We start from the raw sequence: 11117 nt of genomic DNA, 5'->3' as shown, positions 1-11117 counted from the left end.
ACGTCGATGTAGTGCGAGCTATTCAATAGGTAAGCTATTGAAAGTAAAATGCTAAAACAATGAGTTTATTATGAAGTCGATTGGCCTACAAAGTGAATGTAGCGCCCAAGCGACAAATAAGGTTCTTGTTGCGAGTAGGCCAACTCCATTTCAATCAGTTGATGTTTGTCGAAGTTAGGTGGCAGATTATTTTTCAAGTAATCATTGATAACTCTTACCCCCGACTGACTCACCATCGACAGTTGCCATTGTCTAAACCAACTGCGGACATCTTCAATATACAGCGGGTGAGTCGGCGTTAATCCGACCTTCTTTTTGACCTTAAAGTCACGGTTAACATAGTCAAAATTACCTGATATTAAGCTATGAAACCGTAAGGCTTCTTTATTAAAAAACATCAAAGAAAATAAACCATGAGGTTTTATCAAACTCAATAAACCTTGCAAGGTGCTACGGGCATCAATTAGCCATTCCGCAACAGCATGACAGAGAATGACATCAAATTGACCATACTCTTCAACGGTTAATGCTTGTATTGGGCTGTGGATTAACTGTATCGATAATGCGGTATTTGAGGCTTCGATCTGTTGCCGTGCTAGAGAAAGCATTTGTTCTGAAATATCACACAGCACAACATCATGACCTAAAGCCGCTAGTTTTTGACTCAAATAACCAAAACCGCCACCGGCATCTAAAATACGTAATCGTGGTTTGCCAAGGCTGGCTAGGGCAGGTGCTAAGTCGCGCCATAATACTGCAGCACGGATTTCACCTTTAGTGGTACCGTAAATATTTTGGGCAAACTTTTGGCTAAGTTTATCGAAGTTTTTATCTTGCACTGTATCGGCTACGTTAAGTCATTTAAGTCGGGTAATTGTCGCATTTTGGGTTGAAAAAGGTAAAGGTAAATTAGTTGTAGTAAGTGAGTTGTCACAACAATTGTGTCGAGTATTTTTTGTGTTGATGGCATCAATATATGTTGTCTCGACATGCTGTTTTAAACGCATTAAGTAATTAGCGGTTTAGCAACTGCAAGAGTCTAAGGTATAATCATCTATTAATCGTTTTGCAGCACAGCTTTTTTGCTGCCTACTTTAGGGTACAACATTGTGAGTCACGACTACGCTATCGAATTAAAAGCGATGCCTTCGCTTTTGTCTTTGTATCGCAAAATCCTGTTTGGACGTAAACCGGGATGGAACCAACAACCGCTTCCGAATATTTATGTACAAGCGTCGAATGTGGTGTTGTCCCAAGATAAAATTAGCCAATATGCTGCGGTATGCAGTTTTGAATATGACGGTATGACGTTACCGCCAACGTATCTGTATGTCTGGGCATTTCGTTTGCATGCGATGATTTTTACCCATAAAGCGGTGACATTTCCGTTACTTGGCATGCTTCATTTAAAGAATAGTATTAGTGTATTACGCCCAGTACGAGCGGATGAAACCTTAATAGTACAGTGTGAGTTAACCACTAGCCGTACTACCGATGCGGGGCTTGAGTTTGATTTGGTGTCTAAGGTGTTTGTCGGTGAAGAGTTAGTTTGGCAAGCGCTATCAACTTACTTATATCGTATCGAGTCTGCTGGTCGTCGTGCTCGTCCGCCTAAAGCGTCAGAAATGGTATGGGAAAACGTTCAGCAATGGCGCTTAACCGATGATCTCGGCCGTCGGTATGCTAAAGCATCTGGCGATTATAACTTGATCCATTTACATCCATTGTTGTCAAAACGCTTTGGGTTTGAGCGAGTGTTAGCGCATGGAATGTGGTCTAAAGCGCGGGTGATGTCTCAGTTAATGACGTTTGTTGGCGATCGACCATTTCAAGTTGATGTTGAATTTAAACTGCCAGTATTTATGCCGTCTGAAGTGACGTTTGCGTTTGAAAGTATTGAAAATGGTAAACGTTTTGAAATGCGTGATGTTAAAGGCCGCCGACCTCATTTACAGGGCAGCATCACTTATTTATAAGCCCTTTGGTTAGCTAACATTATCTATTAATAAAAAGGCTCAAGTCGATGACTTGAGCCTTTTTATTGCTAACTGCAAAGCTTATTTTTGATATATGTGTACATCGCGTTGCGGGAACGGAATACTAATGCCTTCCGCATCAAAGCGTATTTTCACTGCGCGAGTAATGTCCCAGTATACTTCCCAGTAATCATCGGGTTTAACCCAAGGCCTTACAATAAAGTCGACTGACGATTCGCCCAATGTGTGGAGTTTTACTATCGGTTCTGGATGCGCTTGCACCTTAGGATGTTGTTCTACAATACTTTTTAATATGGTTTCTGCATGTTCAACATTGTCGCTGTAGCTAATGCCAAAGGTCATGTCTACCCGGCGCTGATGCTCTGCGGTGATGTTGTTAATGGTATCGCCCCAGATTTTATTGTTTGGCACAATAAGGCGTTGGTTATCTAGCGTTTTGATTGTTGTTGATACTAGGCTCATATGGCTGACGCGACCGGTAACATTAGCTGCATTGATTAAGTCGCCGACATCAAATGGACGATAGATTAAGATCATCATGCCAGAAGCGAAGTTAGACAGGGTATCTTGCAGTGCAAAACCAATAATGACTCCCGCAATACCAAAACCAGCGAGTAACGGCCCAAGCTCAAACCCGAGCTGTGATAAGGCAATCAATAATCCTAGCGCAAACACTATTTTACTCGACAACGAGATAAAGAAGTCTTGCAACAGTTGGCTAAATTGTAATTTCGATGCACGTACTGTTTTAGAGATAATTTGTGTAACAATTTTGGCGACTAAACTTGCCGCAAATAATATGAATAGAAACACTAAAATCTTAAAGGTTAAACTGGGTCCATTATTAATCGTCTGATCTTTAATGACTTTACCCCAACCTTGTAGCAGATTAGACGCGACGCTAAAATTCAATACATCTTGGGTGATATCACCAGACACACTAAACAATGTTTGTTTAAATGGTGCCACGTTCTGGCCTAATGTTTCGAGTATGCCCGCTGAAACCGCTAAGCTAGAGCTGCTTTGCTCCAAGCGTTCTTTTAGTGCCACCACATCAGCTTTTTGTTCGGTGGTGATATCTGCACCTGCATCAGCGGCTTCTGCAACGGCTTTTTGTAATTCATCTTGTGTGTAATGCACTAAACTATCGAACTGATCCGCTCTAGTGAGCATAAACTCAGTCAATTTTTGCTTTTGGACACTCACATCTATATTCAGTGTTTCTGCCCACTGAAGAGTGGTTAATTGTGCCTTGAGGTAATGGTCGCGTTCAAATTCTCTTTGAGAAATGGCTAAGATGTTTTTACTGTCATCACCTTGGCTTATTCCAAGGCGCATGGCCATAACTTGGGCGTCTAAGTACGCACTGACATTCTCTAAAAAGGCCAATTGGCTTTGAACTAAGGTGACTAAATATTGTTGGTCTGCGTCCGGTGTGGCAATAAGTTGACCAATTTGGTCGCGTAATTCAGACGATTTGTTTTTAATTCGATATTCAGTAAATGTACGTAGTTCACCTTTTGCCTTAAATAGTAACTTGGTATCTTGCTCGATAGTTTGTTGTAAACGGCTGATTTGATTTTGAGTATCAGTTAGCTGACTAGTGGCAACAATCGGTACCACAGCATCTTGTTCTGCACGAAGAGATTGTGTCGTAAACACTGCAGATGTGAATAATAATAACGTTAGTAAAATCCGTAGCATGTAAAGTTGTCCTAGGGCTCTGAGTTGCGCCTATGATAATGGAAAAATCCTATAGGAGCCAAATACAGTAATTGGTAGGTTAATTTGTTACACTTGCCGCCATTATTGAACTGAGGAAATTATCATGTCGCTGCAATGTGCTCATTGCTATAAATCTTTTTCAATTGCGAAGGTGAATGACAGTCGCGGGAAAGGTTTGTCAGTAGAAGTTCAATGCCCCCATTGTGCTGCATGGCTTGGGCATAATAAATATTTGTCAGTTGTTAAAATAGTAGGTTTCTATGGTGGGGTTATTGCTGCCGCAGTAGGCTATTTTGTTGAGGGTGTAACCGTTATCACTACACCATTGATTATTTTGGCTGTTATTATGGTGGGTTTATCTCATATTATGGACCACTTGCAGCTGATTGAAGCGCCTGAAAATGATCCTAATGCAGAGACACACGCGAAATAAGTTTGTTATTTAACTTCAATAACTTGGCTTTCTAGTGATTCTTCAACATAGTAAATCCCGCCTAGCACGACAACCCCAACAATGATCATGACTAAAATGATGCCAATATTTTCTTTAATAAATTGTGCCATGGTGTTTGTCCTGTAATGATGATGTTTTACACATCCATTATGGTATGGGTAATAGCTTAAGCCTATCTTAAAAATAACGTTTTAGTTACCCATTAGTTGTTAAGATTAATTGTTAATGCACGCGATTGTGAACGGGTTGTCATGAATTGTCACAATCTAAGTGTTGCTTTTCAGCTGAGGTCTTTTACACTAATGCTCACTTTTATTTACCTGGTGGAGTTGTTCTGGTGAGTTCCCGCATCAAAATAAGACAAACTATCGCAATCTGGCTAAGTGCCATTTTGATTGTGTTGTCTATTGCTGCGTCTGCACACTCAGTTAAACATCTCGATGACGGGGTACAAAATCATTGTACTTTGTGTTTTCATCAGCATCAGCTTAATAAAACGCTTCACTCTTCCAATTTAGTTTTTGCCGTTTCTAAGCAAACGTTCGAACGCCAACAATATACGCTGCCTTTTTTACTTAGCGTATTCCAAGCCTACTACCAAAGTCGTGCCCCACCTGTATCTCGTTAGTCCAACATTGTAATGATTTATTTTCCGTTATCTGCCGGTTTATTCTAAACCCAGGTAGGCGGCTACTTGTTGTATTTTGGAGATATTATGTCTGCGTTAAACACACGTGTTTCGTTATTGGCACTGGCTTGTGCTGTGAGTTCGTATTCTGCAATGGCAGAAGATTCTAGTTTAACTAATCCTAGTATTAGTGCTGTGCTCGATGGTTATTATCAAACGGGCGACCGACCATTAGCTGAGCGTGTTGAAGGTTTTGGTTTAGGCGAAACAGAGTTGGCATTAAGTGCCAATATTGATGAAATGTTTTACGGTAAAGTGACCGCAGTTGTTGAGTCTCATGACGGTGAAACAGAGCTTAATTTAGAAGAAGCCTTTATCCAAACGTTAGCGATGCCTTACGGTTTATCGGTTCGTGCGGGTCGATTTTTATCGGATCTTGGTTATTTAAATAATCAACATTTACATACCGATGCATTTACGGATCGTCCAGCGGCCTATCGTGCATTTTTAGGTGGTCATTATTTTGATGATGGTATTCGTTTAAATTATGTGGCCCCAACAGATCTCTACTGGACCATGGGTGTTGAAGCATTTAAAGGCGAAAGCTTACGCGCTACAGATGAGCACGGAGAGCGTGATTTTGATGATGTTGGCGTGTATACGGCATTAACCAAAATCGGTGGTGACATTGGTATCGAGAGTTCTTGGCAACTAGGATTGAGCTATTTGCGTAATCAGAATGGCCAAGCTTATGCCGAAGACGAGCATGAAGACGAAGCGGCTGATGAAGAAGGACATGCTGAGCATAGTCATAGTGCATCTTACACAGGCGAAAACACCTACATTGCTGACTTTGTTTATAAGTGGGCACCGAATGGTAATTACAAATATCAAAACTTAACCGTCAGTGGCGAATATTTTAGAGTCACTGATATTTTTGGTATGGAGCCAGGACATATTCTTGAGGCAGATCATGAGGACGTTAGTACCGATGACTATCATCAAGGTTGGTACGTGAGTAGTGTGTATCAATTTTCACCAAGTTGGTCTGCTGGGATTCGTTACGGTCAACTTGATACTAATGAAATCCATGAAGATCACCTCGACCCACAGAAATTAAAAGAGTCAGAAGTCAGTCTTGCTTGGCATAGCAGTCATTTTTCGACCGTGCGTTTGCAATACACTCATCAGACTGGAACTAATTTCGATGGTTTTGAAGATGATAATATCTTTACTTTACAATATGTCATGTCATTAGGAGCTCACGGTGCGCATCAATTCTAAATTGCTTTTAGCAGTGACTTCAATGTCGCTGCTGTTTACCGCGACAGCTAAAGCGGAACTGAACGTGTTTGCATGTGAACCTGAATATGCCGCATTAGCGCAAACTTTAGCGCCCGATGCTAGGGTGTATTCGGCCACCACAGCGATGCAAGATCCACATCAAGTACAAGCAAGACCAAGCTTGATTGCTAAAATGCGCCAAGCTGATTTGGTAGTGTGTGCTGGGGCCGATTTAGAAATTGGTTGGTTGCCAATGTTACAAATGAAGTCTGCTAATCCTAAGGTTCGATCAACGGATAAAGGCTTGTTTTTTGCCGCAGATCAAATTGATACCTTAGATAAGTTAACCCAAGTAGATCGTTCAATGGGCGATGTGCATGCAAAGGGAAATCCTCATTTGCATTTAGATCCCTTGCGGATGTTGACCGTTGCGCAGACCTTGAGCGCTAAGCTTACTGAAGTTGATCCAGAAAATGCCAGTCGTTATGCCCAGTCGTTGAGCGACTTTAGCCAACGTTGGCAGGCTAAAATACCGCAGTGGCAAGAGCAAGCTAAAAACTTAGCCGGCAAAAAGGTCATCGCTTATCATTCGAGCTTCCGTTATTTATTTAATTGGACTGGAATAGAGCAAGTGGCAGATCTTGAGCCTAAACCAGGCTTAGCACCCACCAGCAGCCATCTAGCCTCATTACTTACTCGTGCTGAAAAAGGCGATGTAATGGCGGTAATAGTGGCTTCATACCAAGATGAACGAGGGGCTAAATGGTTAGGTGAACGCGCAAATCTGCCGGTATTGGTGTTACCGATGTCGGTAGGCGGTAACGATGAAAGTAAAGACTTGATCAGTCTATATGATAGTCTGCTGACATTATTAAATGGAGTGAAATAACACTATGTTTGATGTCGAGCTGCTGTCTATCTTGTTGCCTGCGTTAGTGGCAGGGCTATTAGTGTTATCAACTCATGTGTTGTTAGGTCAACAAGTGCTAAAGCGTGGCATTATCTTCATTGATTTGGCTATCGCTCAGGTCGCTGCATTGGGGGCAATCGTATCGCACATAGATCATCGAGTAGAAGAGTTACCGTTTGCTCATGTATGGATGCCTGCGTTATTTGCATTAGCTGGTGCGGGTGTGATCGCTTGGATGGCAAAACGGTTAGTCGGTGAACTCGAGGCATTTATTGGTTGTTTTTATGTGCTCAGTGCGGTGGCGGCAATGTTATTGTTAGCCAATGATCCTCATGGCGCTGAATTATTAAAGCAGTTAATGTCTGGTCAAATATTGTGGGTGAGTTGGTCTCAATTAGCATTACCTGCAGTGGTCTCTGCAGGTATTCTTGGGGTGATCATCGCTAAACCACGGATATTAGATGGTGCTGGTTTTTACTTTTTATTTGCATTAGTGATTACTTTGTCGGTGGAGTTAGTTGGCGTGTACTTAGTGTTTAGCACGCTTATTTTACCGGCATTGGCATTAAATAAGTATCAAGGTAAAACCAAGTTAGTGTGGGCTTATTGTGTCGGCATAGTGGGCTATATTGCTGGGCTACTGTTGTCTGCTAGCTACGACTTGCCCAGTGGTGCCGCTATTGTTGCAACGTTAGCATTAAGTGCATTGTTATTTAGAATGCTACTTAAGCTACGTTCACCAACATCAGCACATCAACCTGCTAAATAATTATCTGCCATCTAGCTGTCATATAAGCTAAGTTATTCTGCCCCAGATCACAGGGGCAGAGTATTTCAGCGTACATATGTAAACAAAACGTTGAGTCCCTAGACTAGCATCGTTATACTGACGCCAATTTTATTGCAGGAGTATGCTGTGCTGCTTATCGCTCGTTCAATCATTCTCGCCGTACTTTTATTTTTACTCTTTGTATTTTCGATTGTTTTTTGCCTTGTGCGGCCAATGCATCGTAATAATGTACATGTAATTGCCAGTATCTTTGGTTCTGTTGCACCAATATTAGGCATTAAGGTCATTAAACGTGTTCATCCTGTAAGTGCTACATCGGAACCTTGCATTTATCTTGCGAATCATCAAAATAATTTTGATTTGTTTACTCACACGTCAGTGGTACCAAAAGCGACGGTTAGCTTAGGTAAAAAGAGCCTGGCGTGGATGCCGCTATTTGGTCAAATTTATTGGTTATCGGGCAATATTCTTATTGATCGTAAAAATCGTCACAGTGCTTTTGATACTATGGCTAAAACCGTAGAAAGAATGAAGAATAAAGGACTGTCGGTATGGATATTTCCTGAAGGAACTCGTTCTCGCGGTCGTGGATTGTTACCGTTTAAAGTGGGAGCATTTCATACAGCAATAGCCGCTCAAGCGCCGATAGTACCAGTATTAGCTTCGTGTCAGAGCCACATTAACCTTAATCGTTGGAACAACGGTGTGGTGATTGTGGAGATGATGGAACCTATCCCAACGGCTGGCTTAGATAAAAATGATGTTAAAGCCTTAAACACTAAGGTACATCAATTGATGTCAGCGCGTTTGGTCGAGTTAAATAAAGAAGCTGAAGCGTTAACCTTGAAAGCTCGAACATAACCACTGATCACCAAACATCTCTAGCAAGCTCGCAACTTGTGTCAGTTTGGGTATAATTGATTAAATTTTTACGAGTCCTATTTACGGAGTAATCCATGTCTGTTGAGCGTCAGTTAAAAGAGCAATTTGCTGAGAATCTTGAAATTGTTGATGCCTTACTTGCTGATGGTTCAGAGCCTGATGCGGAATATACGATTGAACATCATTTTTCGGCGACTAATTTTGATCGTTTAGAAAAAGCTGCTGTTGATGCATTTAAGCTTGGTTTTGAAGTGAATGATGCAGAAGAAATGGAACTTGAAGATGGCTCGATTATTTTCTGTTTTGACGCCATTGCTAAGCATAAGCTAGAAGTGCCTTTACTGGATAAAGCATGTGAACAGTTGATTCTCGTCGCGGGCAAGCAAAAAGTAGACTATGACGGTTGGGGTACTTTTTTTGTCGGTGATGAAGTTGAAGGCGATGAAGAAGACGAAGAAGACTATGAAGATGAAGATGAGTCTGATGGTGCATTCCACTAATAAGTCGATAATCTAATTCCATAAAAAAACGCTCATCGATGATGGGCGTTTTTTTATGGATAACAAAAAGATTTTATAGGCGCTTATTTATGGATAACGCTTTTGTTACGGCCTTCTTGCTTAGCGACATATAGGGCTTTATCTGCACCCGATAACCAGGTTGAGCTATTATCTATTTCGGAATCTAAATCGTTAATCCCCAAGCTTACGGTGACTCTTATAAGGCGGTTTTCGAATGCGACTTCCGATGCTTCAATGCGTTTTCTTAACCGTTCGGTAAAGTTGAGAGCTTCTTCTGCAGAGGTTTTAGATAACACCACCCCAAATTCTTCTCCGCCATAACGGCCTGCACAGTCAGTGTCACGCAACGCTTGCTTTAACAAATAGGCAATATGTTGGATCACTTTATCACCGGCAGGGTGACCATATTCATCGTTAATACGCTTGAAATTATCAATATCAATCATCACCAATGATGCTGCATCGCCATAGCGTGAATAACGATCGAACTCTTTTTCCATGCAATTTTGCCAATGACGACGGTTATGCAAAAGGGTTAAACCATCGGTTTGACTAAGTTGTTCAAGTTGCTCATTAGCGGCTTTAAGTTGCAGTTTATTAACCGCAATATCAGTCACATCATAGACAATAATGCTGATGTGAGTTATTTGCCCGGTTAATGACGCTAATGGCAGTAAGGTAATGTTTTGATACATAAAATCGGCTCGGCCAGTCACTGGGCGATAGTTTTTAAACTGGAATACGTATGGGCGCTGTTCCCAACTAATAAAGGTGCGGTTTTTAAGTAAAAAAACCGACTCCATTTTATGTTTTAACCACGTGGCTGGTAAGTCGGGAAACTTTTCAAATAGATTACTACCTTTAATGGAATTGGGTGAGACACCACTGTGGTTTTCCATAAAACCGTTCCAAAGTTGGATATTATAGTCGCGATCGAGCACTACTAAACCAACCTCAATGGTTTGTACCATATCGATTAGCCAGTGGAGTTCGTTCATCGCACTTTGATCATTTGACATAAAAAGTATCCAACATTAGTCGAGTAAATAGCCAAGTTTGTAGTTCAGCGTAGGAATTGAGTCTTCAGTAAATAGCAGCAGAAGATCACATTCAATATTGTAATCTTCTATTCGATAGTTAATTTCCATCGCGAGAGTGCGCTGCCATTTGTCAGAGTTGTCGTGAATGAGTTCGTTGACACTGCAGTGCCTGCCAAGTACTACTGGATGGGTCTGACTGAATTTCATGTCAAGTTGTTCAGAAATACCATTTAAAAATGCTCCAATGAGCACATTACCTGTGTCCATCATCACTTCTATTTCAGTACTAACGTCATTTGGGTTTTCTAATCCCATCAACTTCGCCATATCTTCAAAGCTAGAATCATGGAACAGTAATAACGCCTCACCCGCGATACCTGCACCAATAAATCCTTGGCAAAGCCCTGAGACTGTTGAATTTCGTTCGGTTGCTTTTAAGGCCATCGTTAATTCGCTGACTTCAAGCACATTAACGTTAGGGATAGGCAATAGTACAAATACATCCAGAAGCTTAGCGAGTAAGTCTGCGGCTCTACCCATCGCGACGTTGGCTATTTCTTGACATGCATCACGCATATCAACTTTCATCATTGGTGTTTCTTCAGCTTTATTACCCTGAGTAAGGGTCAAAATACCGTACTCTTGCAAAATATGGCTGATAGCCTCTGCACTAACGGGTTTTTGAATAAAGTCGAGGGCGCCTAATGCTTTGACTCGTTCATGAGCCTTAATTTGAATATCACCAGACACCACAATAATCAATGCGGGCAAATCTTGTTGTTGTACCGCTTGGAGTACTTCGTAACCATCCATGACAGGCATGTTGAGATCGAGAAACACAATCTCACCTTTACCCGCGCGAATGACATCAAGGCCTTCAGCGCCA

Annotated in this window: 13 protein-coding genes; 8 read left to right on the top strand and 5 right to left on the bottom strand. The window is 41.5% G+C overall.

From position 1 onward, the window contains the following. Positions 1 to 68: 68 nt before the first annotated feature. Complete coding sequence (locus tag CXF78_RS01935) at positions 69 to 839, bottom strand: methyltransferase domain-containing protein (RefSeq protein WP_102035811.1); 771 nt, start codon at positions 837 to 839, stop codon at positions 69 to 71. Between the two features lie 303 nt (positions 840 to 1142). On the opposite strand from CXF78_RS01935, the gene CXF78_RS01930 reads away from it, so the two are divergent. Beyond that, complete coding sequence (locus CXF78_RS01930; protein WP_180957028.1) at positions 1143 to 1976, top strand: MaoC family dehydratase; 834 nt, start codon at positions 1143 to 1145, stop codon at positions 1974 to 1976. 81 nt (positions 1977 to 2057) lie between these two features. Here CXF78_RS01930 and CXF78_RS01925 read toward each other — a convergent pair whose 3' ends face one another. Further along, positions 2058 to 3701 carry a mechanosensitive ion channel family protein gene (locus tag CXF78_RS01925; protein ID WP_102035809.1) on the bottom strand — a complete coding sequence of 548 codons (1644 nt, stop codon included), beginning with the start codon at positions 3699 to 3701 and terminating at the stop codon, positions 2058 to 2060. Between the two features lie 124 nt (positions 3702 to 3825). Between CXF78_RS01925 and CXF78_RS01920 the strand changes: the two genes are divergently transcribed. Beyond that, the gene (locus CXF78_RS01920; protein ID WP_102035808.1) at positions 3826 to 4155 is read left to right on the top strand and encodes a hypothetical protein; all 330 of its coding nucleotides are present in this window, start codon (positions 3826 to 3828) and stop codon (positions 4153 to 4155) included. Between the two features lie 5 nt (positions 4156 to 4160). On the opposite strand, the gene CXF78_RS21755 is transcribed toward CXF78_RS01920, so the two are convergent. Continuing rightward, on the bottom strand, positions 4161 to 4286 hold the full coding sequence (locus CXF78_RS21755; protein ID WP_257984805.1) for a hypothetical protein: 126 nt from the start codon (positions 4284 to 4286) through the stop codon (positions 4161 to 4163). Between the two features lie 227 nt (positions 4287 to 4513). On the opposite strand from CXF78_RS21755, the gene CXF78_RS01915 reads away from it, so the two are divergent. From CXF78_RS01915 to rraB, 6 genes are all read left to right on the top strand, one after another. After that, the gene (locus CXF78_RS01915; RefSeq protein WP_102035807.1) at positions 4514 to 4804 is read left to right on the top strand and encodes an ABC-type zinc uptake system zinc chaperone; all 291 of its coding nucleotides are present in this window, start codon (positions 4514 to 4516) and stop codon (positions 4802 to 4804) included. 87 nt (positions 4805 to 4891) lie between these two features. Next, positions 4892 to 6088, top strand: a complete 1197-nt coding sequence (locus CXF78_RS01910) for a hypothetical protein (protein WP_102035806.1) — start codon at positions 4892 to 4894, stop codon at positions 6086 to 6088. Next, positions 6072 to 6977, top strand: a complete 906-nt coding sequence (locus CXF78_RS01905) for a metal ABC transporter solute-binding protein, Zn/Mn family (RefSeq protein ID WP_180957027.1) — start codon at positions 6072 to 6074, stop codon at positions 6975 to 6977. The genes CXF78_RS01910 and CXF78_RS01905 overlap by 17 nt, the downstream gene beginning before the upstream one ends. A 4-nt stretch (positions 6978 to 6981) precedes the next feature. Then, positions 6982 to 7767 carry a metal ABC transporter permease gene (locus tag CXF78_RS01900; protein WP_102035805.1) on the top strand — a complete coding sequence of 262 codons (786 nt, stop codon included), beginning with the start codon at positions 6982 to 6984 and terminating at the stop codon, positions 7765 to 7767. A 147-nt stretch (positions 7768 to 7914) separates the two neighbouring features. Then, the gene (locus tag CXF78_RS01895; RefSeq protein ID WP_102035804.1) at positions 7915 to 8649 is read left to right on the top strand and encodes a 1-acylglycerol-3-phosphate O-acyltransferase; all 735 of its coding nucleotides are present in this window, start codon (positions 7915 to 7917) and stop codon (positions 8647 to 8649) included. A 95-nt stretch (positions 8650 to 8744) separates the two neighbouring features. Continuing rightward, on the top strand, positions 8745 to 9170 hold the full coding sequence (gene rraB, locus CXF78_RS01890) for a ribonuclease E inhibitor RraB (RefSeq protein WP_102035803.1): 426 nt from the start codon (positions 8745 to 8747) through the stop codon (positions 9168 to 9170). An 83-nt stretch (positions 9171 to 9253) separates the two neighbouring features. On the opposite strand, the gene CXF78_RS01885 is transcribed toward rraB, so the two are convergent. Both CXF78_RS01885 and CXF78_RS01880 read right to left on the bottom strand, forming a co-directional pair. Next, on the bottom strand, positions 9254 to 10210 hold the full coding sequence (locus tag CXF78_RS01885; RefSeq protein WP_102035802.1) for a GGDEF domain-containing protein: 957 nt from the start codon (positions 10208 to 10210) through the stop codon (positions 9254 to 9256). Between the two features lie 15 nt (positions 10211 to 10225). Beyond that, a partial coding sequence (locus CXF78_RS01880) for a response regulator (RefSeq protein WP_102035801.1) occupies positions 10226 to 11117 on the bottom strand: 892 nt, incomplete at its 5' end.

It is taken from the genome of Shewanella sp. 11B5 (genome assembly GCF_002836795.1).
In the GTDB taxonomy this organism is placed as follows: domain Bacteria; phylum Pseudomonadota; class Gammaproteobacteria; order Enterobacterales; family Shewanellaceae; genus Shewanella; species Shewanella frigidimarina.
The sequence above is the reverse complement of the archived record's forward strand: the minus strand, read 5'-3'. Positions and strand labels throughout refer to the sequence as shown.

Coding starts and splice junctions, on each gene's coding strand:
- CXF78_RS01930 (WP_180957028.1), top strand. CDS start 1,143: ATGCCTTCGCTTTTGTCTTTGTATCGCAAAATCCTGTTTGGACGTAAA.
- CXF78_RS01900 (WP_102035805.1), top strand. CDS start 6,982: ATGTTTGATGTCGAGCTGCTGTCTATCTTGTTGCCTGCGTTAGTGGCA.
- CXF78_RS01910 (WP_102035806.1), top strand. CDS start 4,892: ATGTCTGCGTTAAACACACGTGTTTCGTTATTGGCACTGGCTTGTGCT.
- CXF78_RS01925 (WP_102035809.1), bottom strand. CDS start 3,701: ATGCTACGGATTTTACTAACGTTATTATTATTCACATCTGCAGTGTTT.
- CXF78_RS21755 (WP_257984805.1), bottom strand. CDS start 4,286: ATGGCACAATTTATTAAAGAAAATATTGGCATCATTTTAGTCATGATC.
- CXF78_RS01885 (WP_102035802.1), bottom strand. CDS start 10,210: ATGTCAAATGATCAAAGTGCGATGAACGAACTCCACTGGCTAATCGAT.
- rraB (WP_102035803.1), top strand. CDS start 8,745: ATGTCTGTTGAGCGTCAGTTAAAAGAGCAATTTGCTGAGAATCTTGAA.
- CXF78_RS01920 (WP_102035808.1), top strand. CDS start 3,826: ATGTCGCTGCAATGTGCTCATTGCTATAAATCTTTTTCAATTGCGAAG.